The sequence below is a fragment of the Cupriavidus sp. 05N40 genome (assembly GCF_056397305.1).
Genome location: NZ_JBFTND010000154.1, coordinates 1 through 17,878, shown reverse-complemented (window position 1 = coordinate 17,878; position 17,878 = coordinate 1). Strand labels below are relative to the sequence as shown.

Below are 17,878 nucleotides of genomic sequence, written 5' to 3'. Positions count from 1 at the left end.
ATCGTGACCGGCAAGGAGAAGGGCCTGGCCGATATCACGCTGTTTTCCGGCATCGGCCTGATGGGCGGCGCCATGCTGCGCGATTTCGCCATCGTCGCCACCGCCTTCGAAGTGCAGGTGACGGAAGCCCGCAAGGCAGGGCTGGTGGGCGCGGTCTCGCTGCTGCTGGGCACCATCCTGYCGTTTATCGTGGGTGCCGCCGTGGCGCGCGCCTTCGGCTACAGCGACGCGGTCAGCATGACCACCATCGGCGCCGGCGCGGTGACCTACATCGTGGGTCCGGTCACCGGCGCGGCGCTCGGCGCCAGTTCCGACGTGATCGCGCTGAGCATCGCCACCGGGCTGATCAAGGCGATCATCGTGATGGTGGGCACGCCCATGGCGGCAGGCTTCCTGGGCTTGAACAATCCGCGCGCTGCCATGGTGTTCGGCGGGCTGGCGGGTACCGTCAGCGGTGTCTCGGCCGGCCTTGCCGCGACCGACCGCCGCCTGGTGCCCTATGGTGCGCTGGTGGCCACTTTCCATACCGGGCTGGGCTGCCTGCTGGGGCCGTCGCTGCTGTTCCTGGCGACCAAGGCGCTGGTGGGGTAGGTGGCGGCGGCCCGCCGCCCGCGTCATCTCCGGCGGGGGCGCCGGGATGAGGCGGGCGGTGTCGCTTGTGCGGGCCGGCAGGCTATGGCCGCACGATCAGCTGATGGTGTGCGCTCATTCTTGTCCGGCGATGCCGCGCAGCAGCGCGGGTATCGGCTTCAGCGGGCCCAGCAGGGAAGGGTCGATGCCGTACTGGCGATCGATGGTTGCGGACACATCCTGATAGTCGATGTGCGTGGCGTGCTGTTCGTCTTCCCAGATCACTGCCCTGAGCGGAAGCTCGAGCGCCGCGTGCGGGTTTGCCGCCATGACCGGCGTGCCCGCCTTGGGGTTGCCGAACAACAGCAGGCGGGTGGGCCGCAAGGTCATCCCGGCGCCCGCCGCCGCCGCGCTCTGGTCGATGTCGGCAAACAGGGTCACGCCGCGTGCCGCCAGCGTGTCCTTGAAGCGCGCTATCGTGGTCTGGAAATCGTAGCGGCTTTGCAGGGTGAGTACCGCGGCCGGATGGCCTGCGGACGGTTCGGCGTGAGCGGTCATGGCAGATGTCATCCAGAAAGCGGTCAGAAGGGTCGTGCGCAGGGCGCGCGCCACGGCGCCTGCATTTCGTCGGTCTGGCATTCGGTCACTCCGGGCCTATCGATGGCTGGAGTCTAGGGCTGCCCGCCAGCGGTGTTGATGCCTGGCAGGCTCGATAACATGCCCGTTCGTCTCAAGTTGGCGGCCCGTGCCGGCGCAGACCAGGAAGTCGGGCCAGGGCAGCCTTGCCCTGGCCGCCGGGCGGGGCCGTCCAGGCGGGCCCGCCCGGCGGCGTCATGCCTCCCGGCGCATCGCCAGGCGGCACACCGCCGCCAGCGCCAGCAGGTTCGGATCGCGCTCGCGGCGGCGCAGGAAGCTCAGGCCGATGGTCTGGCGCAAGCGGTACTGCGAGGACAGCGGGATCAGCACTACCTTGTGCGGCAGCACGTCGCGCACGCGCCCCGGCAACAGGGCGTAGCCCACGCCGCCGCTGACCAGGTTCATCAGCGAGAAGATATCGCCCACCTTCATCACTACGTTGGGCGTGAAGTCGGCGATGCGGAAGGCCTCCAGGAAGCCCTGGAACGTGACGAAGCCTTCGCTGAGCGAGACGAAGGATTCGTCGCGGCAGGCGCGCAGGTCGATCGACGCCTGCCGCGCGTAGGCCGAATCGGCCGGCGCCGCGAAGTAGATCTCGTCCTCGAACAAGGGGATGGATTCGATATCCGGATCGGGCTCGGGCATGGCCATCAGCGCGGCGTCGATGCCACCCTGCTTGAGCTTGAACAGCAGGTCGGCGTTGGAGCCCAGCACCAGCTCGGCCTGCAGCGCGGGCCGCCGCACCTTGATGCCGATCACCACCTCCGGCACGGTACGGATCGTCAGCGAATAGAGCGAGCCGATCTTGAGGTGATCTGCCGAATACCCGGCGGCCTCGCGCGTGGAGCGGATGCCGTCTGACATGGTCTTGATCACCTCGGTGGCCACCTCGGCCAGCACGTGCGCGGCCTCGGTGGGCAGCAGGTTGCGGCCCTCGTGGCGGAACAGCGCGCAGCACATGCCCTCCTCGAGCGAGTGCAGCGCACGGTGCACGCTGACGGTGCTCACGTCCAGCGCCTCGGCGGCCTTGGCCAGGTTGCCGGCCTCCATGTAGGCGAGCAGGACTTCGAGCTTGCGGAAGGTGATTTCTTCGTTGATGCGGTTTCGCATAGGGAGGCGGCCTTGCTGCGTGCGGTGGCGACGAACGGACCATGATAACCAGATTCGCGCCGGGCCACGCCAGCCGGCGGCGGATCGCTCGCGCGCCTGCCGTCCGGCCGGGGCAGGGCGTCGCCGTCGTCGGGCGCGTGCAGCAGGGCCGGCGTGCCGGTGGTGCCGCCGGGCCGTTCCCGCTTCAGCGCGGCGTCATGCGTACTGCGCCGTCGAGACGGATGGTTTCGCCGTTGAGCATGGCGTTCTCGAGGATGTGCAAATGGTGTGTCCGATGCCGGAGGGCGGGGCGTCAGGACGCCTGGCGCCCCGCCAGGCCGCTCAGTTGCCTGTGAACACCGGCGTGCGCTTCTCCAGGAACGCGGCCACCGCCTCCTTGTGATCCGCGGTCTGGTGGGACAGCGCCTGGAATCCCGCCGACAGTTCCAGCAAGGTATCCAGCCGCGTGTGCATTGCCTCGCGCATCAGGCGCTTGGCCAGCCGCACCGCGTGCGGCGGGTTGGCGGCAATGCGCCCGGCCAGTTCGTTGGCGGCCGGCAGCAGCTGCTCCGCGGGCACCACGCGCGAGACCAGGTTCCATTCCAGGGCCTGGCGGGCGTCGATGGCCTGGCCGGTGAAGGTGAGTTCGGCCGCGCGCGACAGGCCGATGATGCGCGGCAGCAGCCAGGCGCCGCCGTCGCCGGGGATGATGCCGAGCTTGACGAAGCTCTCGGCGAACCGGGCCTGCTCGGAGGCGATGCGCAGATCGCACATGCAGGCCAGGTCCAGGCCCGCGCCCATGGCCGCGCCGTTGACGGCGGCGATCACCGGCACCTCCAGGTTGAACAGCGCCAGCGGCAGGCGCTGGATGCCGCAGCGGTAGTCCTGGCGGATCTCCATGCCGGGCACCTGGCCCGAGGCCTGGCGTTCCATGTCGCGGATATTGCCGCCCGACGAAAACGCGGTGCCGGCCCCGGTAATGATCACGGCACGCACGCTGCCGTCACGGTGGATGCGCTCGATGGCCGCCAGGAAGTCGTCCACGGCGGTGTTGCCGGTGAGCGGGTTGCGACGCTCTGGATCGTTCATGGTCAGCGTCACGATATGGCCCTGTTGCTCGTAGCGCAGGAAGCTGGTCATGCGGGTCTCCTTGTTCTTTTTTCTGTGTTGCCTCGATGCGGCGGCGCCGCTCACGCGTTCGATGGCCGGCTCTATTACAAAAGGCTAAGGGCGCGCGTCAACACGTGTCCAATATTAAATTTGACGATAGCGATATGCCGTGAATATCGGATCGGGTGCAATGACGGCAATGCGGCGCATGCCTTGAGACCAGCACACCAGTGGGTGCGTCCGGAATAATTCGCAGCATGATAGTTTGCAACCTAACTATTTGCCTGCTATTATTCGCCCATGCCTGCTATCGACGCCCTCCGTTTCGCTTTCACCGGCCAGCTCATGCTGGCCGGCCGCCAATGGCGCCAGATCTCCCAGGGCGCGGTGACCACATATGGCATATCCGCCGCGGCCGCCGGGCCCTTGTTGTTTATCCGCCGCCTGGGCGGTGGCGTGCGCCAGGTCACGCTGGCCGACTACGTGGGGCTGGAAGGCGCGTCGCTGGTACGGCTGGTCGACCAGCTTTCCGCCGCGGGCCTGGTGCGCCGCGAGGTGGACGCCAGCGACCGCCGCGCCAACGCGCTGTGGCTGACCGACGCCGGCGAGGAACTCGCCGCGAAGATCGAGGTGGACCTCAAGCAGGTACGCGCCGAGGTGTTCACGGGCATCAGCGAGCGGGATTTCGAAGGCGCGCAGCGTGTCCTGGACGCACTGGCGCGCGCTGCCGCAGCGACCTCGTCGACCTCGTCGACCTCGTCGGCTACTTCGGGCGCCTCCGGCAACACGGGGTCCTGAAGGCAATGATCAGCTGGCCAACCGGAAGAGACTGGATCTTTTCCTTCAAAGCATTTGCCGCTGCCATGCTGGCATTGTTTCTCGCGCTATACCTGGGCCTGCCGCGCCCGTACTGGGCCATGGGCTCGGTCTATATCGTGGCGCATCCGCTCACCGGCGCCACGCGCTCCAAGGCGCTTTACCGCGTGCTGGGCACGCTGCTCGGCGCGGCGGCCTCCATCGCGATGGTGCCGCCCCTGGTGAACGCGCCGGCGCTGCTGATGGCGGCGGTGGCGCTGTGGACCGGCGTGCTGCTCTATATCGCACTGCTGCATCGCACGCCGCGCAGCTATGTGTTCATGCTGGCGGCCTATACCTTGCCGCTGGTGGCCTTGCCCGCGGTGAACGACCCGGGCGGCGTCTTCGATCTCGCGGTGGCGCGCGCCGAGGAAATCTGCCTGGGCATCCTGTGCGCGAGCGTGGTCGGCTCGACCATCTTCCCGGCCAAGGTGTCCACCGTGCTGGGCGAGAAGACGGCCCAGTGGCTGAACGATGCCGCGCTGTGGGCGACCGACATGCTGTGCGCGGACGCTGCCGACAAGGTTTCGCGCCATCACAGCCGGCACCGGCTGGCAGCGGACATCCTGGCGCTGGACCAGTTGATCAGCCAGCTTTCCTACGACACCGAGACCGCCGAGCGCGTGAAGCACGCGCAGGAACTGCGCGGCCGCATGACCATGCTGCTGCCGGTGCTGTCGTCGCTGGCGGCGGTGGTGGAAGCCTTGCACCAGTATCCGGCCGGCGTGCCGGAGCGGCTGTCGCGGAACATGGCGCGGGTATCGAAGTGGATCGAAGGCGGCGCGCGGGCGCCGCTGCCCGCGCTGGAGTTGCCGCAGGCCGCGCCGATGGAAGACGCGCAGGCCAGCCTCGCGCCCGGCCAGGCGGAGCCCGACTGGCACGATGCGCTGGCCGCCACCGCCGAAGGGCGCCTGCGCGAGCTCATGGAGCTGTGGCAGGACTGCGTCGCGCTGCAGGGCCGCGTCGGCGGCACGGCTCCCGATGCGGGGTGGACGCCGGCATTCCGGCGCTGGGAGGTCGGTGCCGCGCGCCACTACGACCACGGCATGCTGCTGTTTTCCACGGTGACCGTGGCCCTCGCCATTTTCTGCATGGGCATGATCTGGATCCTGACGGGCTGGGCGGACGGCGCGGGCGCCGTGGCACTGGGCGCGATCTCGTGCTGCTTCTTCGCCGCGCTGGATGAACCCGCGCCGCAGATCCGCTCCTTCTTCACCTGGAACGTGGTGTGCCTGGCGATCGCCACCGTCTACCTGTTCGTCGTGCTGCCCAACGCGCACGACTTCGAGATGCTGGTGATGATGTTCTCCGCGCCCTACCTGGTGATCGGCGTGCTGATGGCGCAGCCGCGGCTGGCCCTGATCGGCATGCCGCTGGCGGTGATCACGGCCAACGATATCGGCATCCAGGGCGCGTACAGCGCGGACTTCCAGGCCTTTTTCAACGGCAACGTGGCYGGCATCGCAGGCATCCTGTTCGCACTGGTGTGGACCCTGGTGATGCGGCCGTTCGGCACCAAGGTGGCGGCGCGCCGGCTGGTTCGCGCCAGCTGGGACGATATCRCGCGCAACGCCACCGGGCGCGAACCGGGCGAGCACGCCCAGTTGCGCGCCCGCATGCTGGACCGCCTGGCGCAACTGGTGCCGCGGCTGGCCGCCAGCGAAGACGAGATGTCCAGCGATGGCTTCTCCGAAGTGCGGGTGGAACTGAGCACGCTGGCACTGCAGCGCGAGATGCCGGGCCTCGCGCCCGAGCACCAGCATGCCGTGGGGCGCGTGCTGCAAGGCGTGGCCAGCTACTACCAGGCGCGTCTCGATGCCCGTGCCAACACGCCGCCGCAGGTGCTGCGCGAGCGCATGGCCAAGGCGATCCGGGCCGTCGCCACGCGTGCCGACCAGGCTTCGCGCGAGGCCTTCGCCGCCCTGGTCGAGATGCATGTGGCCCTGTTCGCGGCGGCGCCGCTTGCCGCGCCGCCGGCCGTCGCGCCGGCAGGCATCCCGGCGGGCGAAGCGGACAAGGGTCAACAATAGTCATGGAAGCGAACAATGGTTACCAAGCAGGAGGCGAACGGCAATGAGCGGTGAGATCGACCTCTACGGCGTGTTTGTCCCGAGCCTGCTGGCGTGGATGCTGGTGGCTTTCCTGATCACCGCCTGCGTGCGCGCCGTGCTGTCGCGCGTGGGCTTTTACCGGCTGGTCTGGCACCGGTCGCTGTTCAATCTGGCGTTCTATGTGATCGTCCTGGGTGGCGTCGTCTACCTGGCGTATCGGCTGCAGTCATGAAACTGAATCTTCGTTCGCTCGGACCTATCGTCCTTACCCTCGTCGTCACCGCGGTCGCGGTGGTCGTCGTCAAGCACCTGTGGGATTACTACAYGATCGCGCCATGGACGCGCGACGGCCACGTGCGCGCCGACGTGGTGCAGATCGCGCCCGACGTATCGGGCCTGGTGACCAAGGTCATGGTCAAGGACAACCAGCTCGTCAAGCGCGGCCAGCCCCTGTTCGAGATCGACCGCGACCGCTTCGCGCTGGCATTGCAGCAGGCGCAGGCCACGGCCGCCGCGCACAGCGCCACGCTGGCGCAGGCGCGCCGCGAGGCACGGCGCAGCCAGACCCTGTCCGAGGTGGTGTCCAAGGAAGTGGTGGAAGAAGGGCTGGCCAAGGTGCAGGCCGGCGAGGCCGCGCTGGCGCAGGCGCAGGCCGCGGTCAGCCTGGCCAGGCTCAACCTCGAGCGCACCGTGGTGCTCAGCCCGGTGGACGGCTACCTCAACGACCGCCTGCCGCGCCTGGGGGACTATGTGAATACCGGCCGCCCGGTGCTGTCGCTGGTCGATTCGAACTCCTTCCACGTGGAAGGCTATTTCGAGGAAACCAAGCTGCACGGCATCCATATCGGCAATCCGGTCGACATCCGCATCATGGGTGAATCGCGCGTGCTGCACGGCCACGTGCAGAGCATTGCCGCGGGTATCGAAGACCGCGACCGCACCAACGGCGCCAACCTGCTGCCCAACGTGAACCCGACCTTCAACTGGGTCCGCCTGGCACAGCGCATTCCGGTGCGCATCGTGCTGGACGAGCCGCCGCCCGATTTGCGGCTGGTGGCAGGCCGTACCGCCACCGTGTCGGTGCGCGAACCGGGCCGGCAGGCCAGGGTGCAGGATGATGGCAAGGCCACGCCGGTGAAGGCGGCGGCCAGCCAGGGAGCAGCGCAGTGAACACCTTGCGCCTGGCCCTGCTGCCCGCCCTGGTGCCGCTGCTGTTCGCGTGCACCACCGTCGGCCCCGATTACCGCGTGCCGGACAATGCCGCGCTCAAGGCGCCGGCGGCCAACGGCAAGCTGATCGGTTCGGAAAACGCGGCCGTCTCCGTCGGCGAAGTGCCGGACGGCTGGTGGCGCCTGTACGACGATCCCAGACTCGATGCGCTGGTGCAGCAGGCGCTGGTCGCCAACACCGACCTGCGCGTGGCGGCTGCCAACCTCAAGCGCGCCATCGCGGTCTATCACGAAGTGGAAGCCGAGAACCTGCCGGAAGCCAGGTTGTCGGCCAGCGCCGAGCGCGGGCAGATCGCCGGCGAGCCGCTGCTCAAGGAAGAAAAGATCCCGGTGATGAACTTCGGCGATGTCGGCTTCAGGGTGTCCTACCTGATCGACTTCTTTGGCAAGCTGGCGCGCGCCGACGAAGCCGCGCTGGCCGGCGCGCAGGCCAGCGGCGCGGCGCTCGACCAGGCCCGCGTTGGCGTGGTGGCCGAGACCGTGCGTGCCTACGTGCAGGGCTGCGCCGCCACGCACGAACTCGCCGTGGCCGAGCATCAGCTGGACCTGCAAAACCGCGGCGTGGAACTGGCGCGCAAGCTGGTCGATGCCGGTCGCGGCCAGCCGGTCGATCTGCTGCGCGCCCAGGGCCAGGCCGACTTGCTGCGCGCCGCCTTGCCGCGCTTCAAGGCCGAGCAGGACGGCGCGGCCTACCGCCTTGCGGTGATGCTGGGCAAGCCGCCCACCGAAGCGTCGAAGGCGGAGTACGCCTGCCATGAAGAGCCGCACCTGAGCCAGCCGCTGCCGGTGGGTGATGGCGCCGCGCTGCTCAAGCGCCGGCCCGACGTGCGCCAGGCCGAGCGCGAGCTGGCCTCGGCCACCGCTAAGATCGGCGTGGYCACGGCGGATCTCTATCCGTCCATCCGTATCGGCGCGTCGGCCGGCTTTACCGGCATCCTGGACCATCTCGGCCAGGCACCCACCGCGCACTGGGGCTACGGCCCGCTGATCACCTGGAACATCCCGACCAGCGGCACGCGCGCGCGCATCCACGGCACCGAGGCCGGCGCCGAGGCGGCGCTGGCGCATTTCGACGGCGTGGTGCTCAAGGCGTTGCGCGAGACCCAGACCGCGCTGAGCAGCTATACGCGCGAACTGGAGCGCGCCGCCGCATTGCGCGATGCGCGCGACAAAGCCAGCGAGGTGGCGCGGCAGAACCGCCAGCTTTACCAGGCCGGCCGTTCGCCGTACCTGAACACCCTCGATGCCGACCGCACGCTGGCCAGCACCGATGCCGCGCTGGCGGCGGCGGAAAGCCAGGTCGCGCTGGACCAGATCAACCTGTTCCTGGCGCTCGGCGGTGGCTGGCAGGACGCGCCGAAGGTCGAAACGCATACAATGAGCGAGCACTGAGCCGCTTGCCGTGCATCGCGTATCGCACATCGCACATCGCGTATCGCATGCAGGCCGGCCAGTCTCCAATGGTTACGACGTAGAACACTGCAATGACTTCTTTCCCGCACTCCATCTCGCATTCTTTCCCGCTTTCCTCCTCTTCGCTGCGCAAGACCCTGGCCATCGCGGCCGCTGCGCTCGGCATCGCCGCATCGGGCGCCGCAGTGGCACAGGAACAGACCCTGCGCGTGGGCACCGTGAGCGGTCCGGACGCCCAGGTCTGGCAAGTGGTGCAGAAGGCGGCAAAGCGCGAAGGCCTCAATATCAAGGTCGTGGAATTCAACGACTATGTGCAGCCCAACGCCGCGCTCGACGCTGGCGACCTGGACGCCAACAGCTTCCAGCACCAGCCCTATCTGGACAGCCAGGTCAAGCAGCGCGGCTACAAGATGGTCAGCGTGGGCTACACCTATATCTCGCCGCTSGGCRTSTACTCGCAGAARCTGAAGTCACCCAAGGACCTGCCGCAGGGCGCGAAGATCGCCGTGCCCAACGATCCCTCCAATGAGAATCGCGCACTCTTGCTGCTGGCGGCCCAGGGCGTGATCAAGCTCAAGGCCGGCGCGGGCGCGAACGGCGTCAATGCCACGCCGCTCGATGTGAGCGACAACCCGAAGAAGGTGAAGATCGTCGAACTCGACGCGGCGCAGCTCGCGCGCGCGCTGCCCGACGTGGCGGCGGCGGTGATCAACACCAACTACGCGCTGGCCGCAGGCCTGCAGCCGCTGCGCAATGCCATCGCGCTGGAAGACATCCACAGCCCGTACGCCAACATCATCGTCGTGCGCACGCAGGACAAGGACAAGCCCTGGGTCAAGAAGCTGGTGGCGGCCTACCAGTCGGAAGAAGTACGGCAGTTCATGAAGAACGAGTTCAAGGGCGCCATGGTGCCGTCGTTCTGAAGCTGCAGGATGGATGGGCTGCCCTGCAACGGGGCGGCCCCGGACGGGCTATCCGCTAGCCCTGGCGCGGCCGGCACCGCTGGTGCCGATCACGGCCGCCCGTCGCATCTAGCGCGCGTAGGTGTACACGGCCGCGCGCGACACACCGATATGCGCGGCGACGGTCTCCATCGCGCGGCGGATATCCAGCATTCCCGCTTCCTTCAGTTCGCGCAGCAGGCTGCGCCGCTCCTCGGTCTTCAGCGCGCGCGGCGTGGTCGACAGCCGCGCGGCGAATTCGTCGATGCGGGCGCGGATCGCGTGGGCGCCGCCGGCATCGAGCGATTCCACGGCAGCGCTGTCGGTGTCGACCGCGCCGAACTGGCCAAGCATGCTCTGCAGGCTGCGGAACAAGGTCATGTCCACGTTGAGGCACAGCGCCGCCACATAGCGGCCCTCGGAATCCTTGATGCCGATGGAGGTGCTCTTGGCTTGCCGGCCGTCGGGAAACTGGTTGGGGTAGTTGGCGATGACCTGCGGGAATTCCGGATCGGCGATGCGCGCCAGGCCGAGATCGGTGACGGGATCGCCCACCACGCGCCGCGACAGGCTGTTGTGGATGGCGAGGATGGCGTGCTCGGGGTCGCCCAGGTCATGCACCACGACTTCGCAGAACGGCGCGAAGGTGGCGCTCAGGCCTTCGGCGATTTTCTTGGTCTGCTCCAGCAGGATCTGCTGTTCCGGCGTGCGGCGTGGCGTGCGTTTTTTCTTCATCTGGACAGAATATCCAGCTCTGTATGAGGCGTCAACGTGGTGGCGCCCTGGCGCCGGAGCGGCCCATGCACGGTAAAGTCGCCGCCACATGGCGGGCTCGCCGCTCCGGGATGATTGACAAATAGTATTCATGTAGACAAAATATCCAGACCATCCGGTGCTGGATATCCGTGCCCTTTCGCTCGTTGCTTTGTTGGCCCGACCCGCGCGGCTCTTGCGGCCCTTGCAGCCTTCGCGAAACCGCACCGTGTTCCGAACCCGGCTCTCCGCCCACTCCATCGCTACCTCCGACCATGACCGATTCCCTGCCGATCACCTTCGACGATATCGCCGCGGCGCATGCGCGCGTGGCCCCGGCGGCGCACCGCACGCCGGTACTGACCTCCAGCACGGCCAACGCCGCCACCGGCGCGGAGCTGTTCTTCAAGTGCGAGAATTTTCAGCGCATCGGCGCCTTCAAGTTCCGCGGCGCCTACAACGCCATTTCCCGCTTCACGCCGGAGCAGAAGGCGGGTGGCGTGATCGCGTTCTCGTCGGGCAATCATGCGCAGGCGATCGCGCTCGCGGCGAAGCTGCTGGGCGTGGCCGCGGTGATCGTGATGCCCGAGGATGCTCCCGCGCTGAAGATCGAAGCCACGCGCGGCTATGGCGCCGAGATCGTGATGTACGACCGCTACAAGGAAGACCGCGAGGCACTGAGCCTGCGCATCGCCACCGAGCGCGGCATGACGCTCATCCCGCCGTACGACCACGTCGACGTGATGGCGGGGCAGGGCACGCTGGCCAAGGAACTGTTCGAGGAAACCGGCCCGCTCGACATGCTGGTGGTGTGCCTGGGCGGTGGCGGCTTGTTGTCGGGCTGCGCGGTGGCGGCGCATGCGATGTCGCCGGGCTGCACCGTGATCGGCGTGGAGCCCGAGGCCGGCAACGATGGCCAGCGCAGCCTGCGCGAAGGAGAGATCGTGCATATCGACACACCGCGCACCATCGCCGACGGCGCGCAGACCCAGCACCTGGGCAAGCATACCTTTGCCGTGATCCGGCAGCGCGTGAGCGATATCGTGACCGTCAGCGATGCCGAGCTGGTGGAGACCATGAAGTTCTTCGCCAGCCGCATGAAGATCGTGGTCGAGCCCACCGGCTGCCTGGCCGCCGCCGCCGTGCTGCAGGGCAAGCTCGACGTGYGCGGCAAGCGGGTCGGCGTGGTGGTGTCGGGCGGCAACGTCGACCTGCAGCGCTTCGCCACCCTCGTGCAGGGCGGCGCACCGTGAGCGGCGCACGCTTCGTCAATCCGGCCGGCATGAATCCGCCGGGCGGGCACTACTCGCATGGCGCATGCGCCAACGGCATGGTGTTCGTCTCCGGCCAGCTGCCGATTGCGGCGGACGGCCGCAAGCTTGCCGACGCGCCGTTCGAGATGCAGGCGCAGCAGGCGCTGGACAACGTCGCCCAGGTATTGCGCGCCGGCGGCAGCGACGTGTCGCAGCTGGTGCAGGTGCGCGTGTACCTGACGGATATCGGCCAGTGGCCGGTGTTCAACCGCCTCTACGAAGCCTGGGTGGGCGAGGTGCGCCCGGCGCGGGCGGTGGTCCCGGTGCCGGAGCTGCACTATGGCTTTGCCATCGAGGTGGAGGCGGTCGGGCTGGTGGCGGCGGATCTTCCGGCCCGATAGCGGCGGCATGCGCATCGGCTCGGCGCGGTTCGGAAGCCGACGCCCCGGGGACGGCGATGCCAGGCGACTGCCGGCTGGCGGCTCCTGACGAGCGGCGGGCGGGGAACTGCTTCAAGGCCCGGCGGGTCACACCGCTTACGCCAACGGAGATTCCCGCTTCATTGCCGGCCTGGCGCTGACCTGCGTCGGCGCGGCGTGCCGCTTCCGGCGTGCCGGCAGCGGCACGCATGGTATCGGAGGGGGGCTTCCGCGGCGGCACCGGGTGCGTCAAATCGACGCAACTTAGGACCTGTCCTATGCGGTGAGATGGCCGATTCGTACTGGTCAGGCTTCGGCGGCGTGCCTCGGCACGTACACTGGGAACCGATCCGTCCGGGCCGGCACAGGCCCGATTCGAACCCCTTTCCCTATCCGTCGACATGCACGCCACCATCCTGCACGCCAAGAAGCTGCCCGCAAGAATTCTCCTGCCGACCCTGCTCGCCCTGGCCCTCGGCGCCTGCGGGAAGTCCGCGCCCGATGCGCCGGGCGCTGCCTCTGCGCCGGCGGCCGCGCAGCAGGCCGCCACGCTCTCGGTGGACGCCGTCGCCGCGGCGACGAAGGGCTTCAGCGCCGGCAACGTCCTGAGCGCAAAGAAGGTCTACATCTTCTTCGATCCGCAGTGCCCGCATTGCGGCGAACTCTGGAAGGCGGCCGCACCGCTGATGTCGACCGTGCACTTCACCTGGATCCCGGTGGCGCTGCTGACGCCGGAACGCTCCGCGCAGCAGGGCGCGGCCTTGCTGGACAGCAAGGATGCCGTGAAGACCATGGACAGTCACGAGGCCACGCTGGGCACGCCGCAACGCGGCCTCGATACCGCCGGCCAGGCACTCTCGGCGCAGGCGCTGGCCCAGGTGAAGGCCAATACCGAATACTTCCTGCGACTGGGCATCACCAGCGTGCCGTTCGGCGTGTTCGGCGCGGACGCCAGCCAGGTCCAGAGCTTCGAAGGGGCGATGGATACCGAAGCCCTGAAGGCTCGCCTGGGCGTCTAAGGCGGCGAGGCCCCGCAGGGCCCGGCCTGCCTCACCTAGCGGGCGCCGGCCAGGCCGGCCGCCCCGCTCCAGTAGACCCAGCTGCGCTTGCGCCGCAGGCGGTCCAGGTACTCGTTCTCGAAGCTGCGCGGGAAGCGGCTCGCTGCCTGCCGCGCGGCCTCCTGCAAGCCAGCCATCTCCCACACCCGGATCGAGCCCGAGGCGAGCCTGCCGGCCATTCCCAGGTCGAAGTAGGGCACGGCGAGGCCGAGGTGATGGCGCGACTGCGAGACGCAGGCCGTCCATTCGCGCATGGCGTCCGCCAGCGCGAGCAGCGCGGCCGAGAACGATTTCCCGGTGCGCGCCATCAGCATGCGGCTGCTGAGCACCCCGTCCACCAGGTCTCTCTGCGCAGCAGAGAGCCGCGCGCGGTCGAAGGTGCCGAGCGCGGGATGATGCGTGGCCAGCAGTTGCAGGCAATCGGCCAGTCCGGTGGCGCATTCGCCGCCGATGGACAGGGCAGGGCAGCGCAGCTCCGCGTCGCCGAGCAAGGGGAGCACTTCCGCCGCGTGGCGCGGGGACTCCAGTTCAAGGACTTCGTGTTCGAGGCCTGCGTCCTGCATGAACAGGACCAGCGTGGCGCAGGCCGGGCATCCTTTTGAAACGAACAGTTGGTACATCGTGAGGACGAGACGCCCCGTCCCCCGGCAAGGCATGGCAAGGGGAGAGAGGTCGTGCGGGAAGAAGGTCTGGATGGGCGGACTTTACGGCCACGCCGCGCGCGCAAACAGAATCAGATCCGGCGAATACGACCGGATCAGCGCCGCCGTGCCGGCACGGGCACGACGCCACCGCACGCCACCGCAAGCCACTACACCACGATCTCCCGGTGCGGGCGCGGCATGCGCGCCAGCAGGTCCGCCAGCTTCTTCAGGGCGAGCCCGAGGCGCGCGCGTTCCTTCACGCCGCCCAGCGAGATGCGGATCGCATTGGGCGGGTTCGGTCCCGCATGGAACGCATCGGAGGCGGTAACGCGCAGGTCCTCCGCATGCGCCGCCTGCGTCAGTTCGCGCGAGGTCCAGTAGCTCGGCAGCGCCTGCCACATATGGATGCCGGCCGAAGGCGGGTGGCCCAGGCTGCCCAGCATCTGGCGCGCGAGAGCATGCCGGGCGGCGCATTCGGCGCGTATCTGGTCCAGCAGCGCAATGGCGGAGCCGTCATGCACCCATTGCGTGGCCAGCGCGGTGGAAAGCGGCGTGGACATCAGCGCGAACGAACGCAGCGCGGCCAGCACCGCGTCCTGGTCGGCGGCGGGCGGCGTGACAAGGTAGGCGGTGCGCAGGCCGGGACTCAGGCATTTGGACAGCGTGGCGATGTAGTAGACGTGGGCGGGCGAGTAGCTCGCGAGCGGCGCGGGCGCGTCCGGCGTCAGCAGCCAGTAGGGGTCGTCCTCGATCACGGCGATGCCGCGCTGTTCCGCCACGCGCGCGATGTCGCGGCGCCGCTGCGCCGGCATGGTGCGTGTGTTGGGGTTTTGCGAAGTCGGGTTGAGGTAAGCCACGCGCGCGCCGTGCTCGCGGCACGCCGCTTCCAGCGCATCGGGGCGCATCCCCTGGTCGTCCGCGGCGGCGGTGACGACCTGGCGGCCCAGCTGTTCGGCGGCCAGGCGCAGCCCGGGATAGCACAGCGGCTCCGTGACGATGACGCCGCCCGGCGGCGTCAGCGCGAGGATCAGCGCGGCCAGCGCGGCCTGCGCGCCGGGGCAGGCGATCAGCCGCGCGGGCGCCACGCTGCCCAGCATCGGCGCGAGCCAGAGGGCGCCGGCGGCCTTGTCGGGGCTACTGCCGCCGCCGAGCTGGTAGGTCATCAGGAGGTTGGCGTCGGTGCGCAGCAGCACCTGCGACATGCCGCGCCGGAGCAGGTCGTCGAAGTCCAGCCCTTCGGGCGGCGGCGGCACGTTCATGCTGAGGTCCACCATCTGCGCAAGCTCCACCGTGGGCGCCGCGATGAAGGTGCCAAGCGCGCCGCGTGCCTCGACCAGGTGGCGGCGCTTGGCCTCCGCGAGCGCCCTCGTCACYGTGGTGAGGTCCACGTCCAGCAGTTCCGCCAGCTGGCGCTGCGGCGGCAGCCGGTCGCCGGGATTGAGCCTGCCGTCGCCCACGGCCAGTTCCATGGCGGCCACCACCTGCAGGTAGCGGGCGCCCTTGCCCGGGCGGAAATCCGGCAACCAGGCGGGACGGTTGCCGGCGTCTTGTAGGTTGGATTTTCTAGGCATAAACCCTTGATGTATGGCTTTTGTCTTACCTTATTATCCGGCTCCGCATCGCATAAAGCCATACATTGAGCCGTTTTGTATGCTCCTCCCGCCTCCCGGCGGCTGTCGCCCGCAGCAATCTTCCGCAGCAATGTATTCAGCATGCCGTGGCATCCCGTCCCGACAAGTGCATAGGTTATGTGGTGCATAACTAAGGTGATCCAGATATGCGCAAATCGACGGCCGGGCCAGCCATGGCAATCCGGCGCTCCCTATATGCCCGGGCACAGGCGTGGGCCGGCAGGATGCCGGGCTCCGCGCTGGCTTGCGGTGCCGCGGCCGCGCTGCTGCTGAGCGGCTGCTCGATGGAACTCTTCTCGCCGAAGGGCGCCATCGGGCACCAGGAAAAATCGCTGATCGTCATCTCGCTGGCGCTCATGCTGATGGTGGTGATCCCCGTCATCCTGCTCACGCTGTATTTCGCCTGGCGCTACCGCGCCTCCAATACCAGCGCCACCTATGCGCCGAAGTGGGCGCACTCCACCGCGATCGAAGTCGTGGTGTGGACGATCCCGTGCGTCATCGTCGCGTTCCTGGGGTTCCTGATCTGGGGCAGCACCCACAAGCTTGATCCCTACCGGCCCATCGAGTCAGCCACCGCGCCCGTGGAGGTGGAGGTGGTCGCGCTGAACTGGAAATGGCTGTTCATCTATCCGCAGTACGGCGTCGCCTCGCTCAACCAGCTGACGATCCCGGTCGATACGCCGATCAGCTTCAGGCTGACCGCGGAATCGATGATGAACTCCTTCTTCATCCCGCAGCTCGGCAGCCAGGTCTACGCCATGGCGGGCATGCAGACGCGCCTGCACCTGATCGCCGATACGCCGGGCGTCTATCTCGGACAGTCCGCCGCCTACAGCGGGGCGGGTTTCTCCGACATGCACTTCAAGACCTTCGCCACCTCGCGCGCCGACTTCGACCGCTGGATCGCCGAAGCCAGGAAGGCAGCGCGGCCGCTCGACGAGAAGACCTACCGCGCGCTCGAGCTTCCCAGCAGCAAGGATCCGGCCACCTTGTACTCCACCGTGACGCCGGCGCTGTTCGCCGGCGTGGTGAACAAGTACATGCAGAGCGGCGACGCGATTTGCCGCGCGAACAGCCCGGCCACACTGGAGGCGGCATCGAAGCCTGAATCGACGCCCGTATCGACGCCTGCACCGAAGCCGGTCTCCCGGGAACTCTCGCAGGCCACCTTCCCGGCCACCAGCGCCAAGGCCACGGAGCTATAAGCCATGTTTGGAAAACTGAACCTCGACGCCATTCCGTACCATGAGCCCATCATCATGGGTACGCTGGCCGTCGTCATGCTGGGCGGCGCCGCGTTGCTCGGCGCCATCACGTACTTCGGCAAATGGAAGTACCTGTGGACCGAGTGGTTCACCTCGGTGGACCACAAGAAGATCGGCGTGATGTACATCATCATGGCGCTGGTGATGCTGCTACGCGGCTTTGCCGACGCCATCATGATGCGCGTGCAGCAGGCCTTCGCCTATGGCGACGCGGCCGGCTACCTGCCGCCGCACCACTACGACCAGATCTTCACCGCGCACGGCGTGATCATGATCTTCTTCGTGGCGACGCCGTTCATCCTCGGACTGATGAACGTGATCGTGCCGCTGCAGATCGGCGCGCGCGACGTGGCCTATCCCTTCGTCAATTCGCTGAGCTTCTGGCTGTCGGCGGTGGGCGCGGTGCTGGTGATGCTGTCGATGTTCGTCGGCGACTTCGCGGCCACCGGCTGGGTTGCCTATCCGCCGCTGTCCGAGCTTGGCTATAGTCCGACGGTGGGGGTCGACTACTACATATGGTCATTGCAGATATCGGGGCTGGGCACCACGCTGACCGGCATCAACTTCATCGTCACCATCCTGCGCATGCGCRCGCCTGGCCTGAACCTGATGAAGATGCCGGTCTTCACCTGGACCGCGCTGATCACCAATATCCTGATCGTGGCCGTGTTCCCGGTGCTCACCGCGACGCTGGCGCTGCTGACCGCTGACCGCTACCTGGGCATGCATTTCTTCACCAACGAGCTGGGTGGGAATGCCATGATGTACATCAACCTGATCTGGGTCTGGGGCCATCCCGAGGTCTACATCCTGATCCTGCCGTGCTTCGGCGCGTTCTCGGAAATCATCTCGACGTTCTCGGGCAAGCCGCTGTTCGGCTACAAGTCGATGGTGTACGCGACCTCGTCGATCGGCGTGCTGTCGTTCTTCGTCTGGCTGCACCACTTCTTCACCATGG

The 17,878-nt window shown here is 67.9% G+C and carries 18 protein-coding genes; 12 read left to right on the top strand and 6 right to left on the bottom strand.

What is annotated here, in order from left to right:
* Positions 1–591, top strand: a 591-nt coding sequence (madM, locus tag AC1DO7_RS28770; RefSeq protein ID WP_477116845.1) for a malonate transporter subunit MadM, incomplete at its 5' end; no start/stop codon positions are given.
* 114 nt (positions 592–705) lie between these two features.
* Here the strand turns inward: madM and AC1DO7_RS28765 are convergent.
* The 3 genes from AC1DO7_RS28765 to AC1DO7_RS28755 all read right to left on the bottom strand — a co-directional run bounded on the left by AC1DO7_RS28765 (position 706) and on the right by AC1DO7_RS28755 (position 3,435).
* The gene (locus AC1DO7_RS28765) at positions 706–1,182 is read right to left on the bottom strand and encodes a DUF302 domain-containing protein (RefSeq protein ID WP_441622860.1); all 477 of its coding nucleotides are present in this window, start codon (positions 1,180–1,182) and stop codon (positions 706–708) included.
* A 219-nt stretch (positions 1,183–1,401) separates the two neighbouring features.
* Positions 1,402–2,316 (bottom strand): LysR family transcriptional regulator, encoded by a 915-nt coding sequence (locus AC1DO7_RS28760; protein ID WP_441622858.1) that lies wholly within the window; start codon positions 2,314–2,316, stop codon positions 1,402–1,404.
* 321 nt (positions 2,317–2,637) lie between these two features.
* Positions 2,638–3,435, bottom strand: coding sequence for a crotonase/enoyl-CoA hydratase family protein (locus tag AC1DO7_RS28755; protein ID WP_441622856.1), 798 nt, complete (start codon positions 3,433–3,435; stop codon positions 2,638–2,640).
* A gap of 270 nt (positions 3,436–3,705) precedes the next feature.
* Here AC1DO7_RS28755 and AC1DO7_RS28750 point away from each other — a divergent pair, with 270 nt between their 5' ends.
* From AC1DO7_RS28750 to AC1DO7_RS28725, 6 genes are all read left to right on the top strand, one after another.
* Positions 3,706–4,203 carry a MarR family winged helix-turn-helix transcriptional regulator gene (locus AC1DO7_RS28750; RefSeq protein ID WP_441622854.1) on the top strand — a complete coding sequence of 166 codons (498 nt, stop codon included), beginning with the start codon at positions 3,706–3,708 and terminating at the stop codon, positions 4,201–4,203.
* 5 nt (positions 4,204–4,208) lie between these two features.
* On the top strand, positions 4,209–6,290 hold the full coding sequence (locus AC1DO7_RS28745) for an FUSC family protein (protein ID WP_477116844.1): 2,082 nt from the start codon (positions 4,209–4,211) through the stop codon (positions 6,288–6,290).
* Between the two features lie 43 nt (positions 6,291–6,333).
* Positions 6,334–6,543: a DUF1656 domain-containing protein gene (locus AC1DO7_RS28740; RefSeq protein ID WP_441622850.1), complete on the top strand. Its 210-nt coding sequence runs from the start codon at positions 6,334–6,336 to the stop codon at positions 6,541–6,543.
* Positions 6,540–7,481, top strand: coding sequence for an efflux RND transporter periplasmic adaptor subunit (locus tag AC1DO7_RS28735; protein ID WP_477116843.1), 942 nt, complete (start codon positions 6,540–6,542; stop codon positions 7,479–7,481). Before AC1DO7_RS28740 ends, AC1DO7_RS28735 begins: the two co-directional genes overlap by 4 nt.
* Complete coding sequence (locus AC1DO7_RS28730; protein WP_477116842.1) at positions 7,478–8,932, top strand: efflux transporter outer membrane subunit; 1,455 nt, start codon at positions 7,478–7,480, stop codon at positions 8,930–8,932. Before AC1DO7_RS28735 ends, AC1DO7_RS28730 begins: the two co-directional genes overlap by 4 nt.
* A 92-nt stretch (positions 8,933–9,024) precedes the next feature.
* Complete coding sequence (locus tag AC1DO7_RS28725) at positions 9,025–9,876, top strand: MetQ/NlpA family ABC transporter substrate-binding protein (protein WP_477116841.1); 852 nt, start codon at positions 9,025–9,027, stop codon at positions 9,874–9,876.
* A 108-nt stretch (positions 9,877–9,984) separates the two neighbouring features.
* Here AC1DO7_RS28725 and AC1DO7_RS28720 read toward each other — a convergent pair whose 3' ends face one another.
* The gene (locus AC1DO7_RS28720) at positions 9,985–10,629 is read right to left on the bottom strand and encodes a helix-turn-helix transcriptional regulator (RefSeq protein WP_441622842.1); all 645 of its coding nucleotides are present in this window, start codon (positions 10,627–10,629) and stop codon (positions 9,985–9,987) included.
* Positions 10,630–10,922: 293 nt separating this feature from the next.
* Here AC1DO7_RS28720 and AC1DO7_RS28715 point away from each other — a divergent pair, with 293 nt between their 5' ends.
* The 3 genes from AC1DO7_RS28715 (at position 10,923) to AC1DO7_RS28705 (ending at position 13,338) form a co-directional block, all read left to right on the top strand.
* Positions 10,923–11,900 (top strand): threo-3-hydroxy-L-aspartate ammonia-lyase, encoded by a 978-nt coding sequence (locus AC1DO7_RS28715; RefSeq protein WP_477116840.1) that lies wholly within the window; start codon positions 10,923–10,925, stop codon positions 11,898–11,900.
* Positions 11,897–12,301, top strand: coding sequence for a RidA family protein (locus AC1DO7_RS28710; protein WP_441622838.1), 405 nt, complete (start codon positions 11,897–11,899; stop codon positions 12,299–12,301). The genes AC1DO7_RS28715 and AC1DO7_RS28710 overlap by 4 nt, the downstream gene beginning before the upstream one ends.
* A 419-nt stretch (positions 12,302–12,720) precedes the next feature.
* Positions 12,721–13,338, top strand: coding sequence for a thioredoxin domain-containing protein (locus AC1DO7_RS28705; RefSeq protein ID WP_441622836.1), 618 nt, complete (start codon positions 12,721–12,723; stop codon positions 13,336–13,338).
* A gap of 35 nt (positions 13,339–13,373) precedes the next feature.
* Here the strand turns inward: AC1DO7_RS28705 and AC1DO7_RS28700 are convergent, their stop codons facing one another.
* Both AC1DO7_RS28700 and AC1DO7_RS28695 read right to left on the bottom strand, forming a co-directional pair.
* On the bottom strand, positions 13,374–13,997 hold the full coding sequence (locus AC1DO7_RS28700; protein ID WP_441643582.1) for a hypothetical protein: 624 nt from the start codon (positions 13,995–13,997) through the stop codon (positions 13,374–13,376).
* Between the two features lie 191 nt (positions 13,998–14,188).
* The gene (locus AC1DO7_RS28695) at positions 14,189–15,592 is read right to left on the bottom strand and encodes an aminotransferase-like domain-containing protein (protein ID WP_441622832.1); all 1,404 of its coding nucleotides are present in this window, start codon (positions 15,590–15,592) and stop codon (positions 14,189–14,191) included.
* A gap of 284 nt (positions 15,593–15,876) precedes the next feature.
* On the opposite strand from AC1DO7_RS28695, the gene cyoA reads away from it, so the two are divergent.
* Together cyoA and AC1DO7_RS28685 are read left to right on the top strand one after the other, a co-directional pair.
* Complete coding sequence (cyoA, locus tag AC1DO7_RS28690; protein WP_441622900.1) at positions 15,877–16,860, top strand: ubiquinol oxidase subunit II; 984 nt, start codon at positions 15,877–15,879, stop codon at positions 16,858–16,860.
* A gap of 3 nt (positions 16,861–16,863) precedes the next feature.
* A partial coding sequence (locus AC1DO7_RS28685) for a cbb3-type cytochrome c oxidase subunit I (RefSeq protein WP_477116839.1) occupies positions 16,864–17,878 on the top strand: 1,015 nt, incomplete at its 3' end.

Excerpts from the sequence above, each read along its gene's own strand:
- AC1DO7_RS28705 (WP_441622836.1), top strand. The coding sequence starts at position 12,721 with ATGCACGCCACCATCCTGCACGCCAAGAAGCTGCCCGCAAGAATTCTC.
- AC1DO7_RS28740 (WP_441622850.1), top strand. The coding sequence starts at position 6,334 with ATGAGCGGTGAGATCGACCTCTACGGCGTGTTTGTCCCGAGCCTGCTG.
- AC1DO7_RS28760 (WP_441622858.1), bottom strand. The coding sequence starts at position 2,316 with ATGCGAAACCGCATCAACGAAGAAATCACCTTCCGCAAGCTCGAAGTC.
- AC1DO7_RS28750 (WP_441622854.1), top strand. The coding sequence starts at position 3,706 with ATGCCTGCTATCGACGCCCTCCGTTTCGCTTTCACCGGCCAGCTCATG.
- AC1DO7_RS28720 (WP_441622842.1), bottom strand. The coding sequence starts at position 10,629 with ATGAAGAAAAAACGCACGCCACGCCGCACGCCGGAACAGCAGATCCTG.
- cyoA (WP_441622900.1), top strand. The coding sequence starts at position 15,877 with ATGCCGGGCTCCGCGCTGGCTTGCGGTGCCGCGGCCGCGCTGCTGCTG.
- AC1DO7_RS28700 (WP_441643582.1), bottom strand. The coding sequence starts at position 13,997 with ATGTACCAACTGTTCGTTTCAAAAGGATGCCCGGCCTGCGCCACGCTG.
- AC1DO7_RS28755 (WP_441622856.1), bottom strand. The coding sequence starts at position 3,435 with ATGACCAGCTTCCTGCGCTACGAGCAACAGGGCCATATCGTGACGCTG.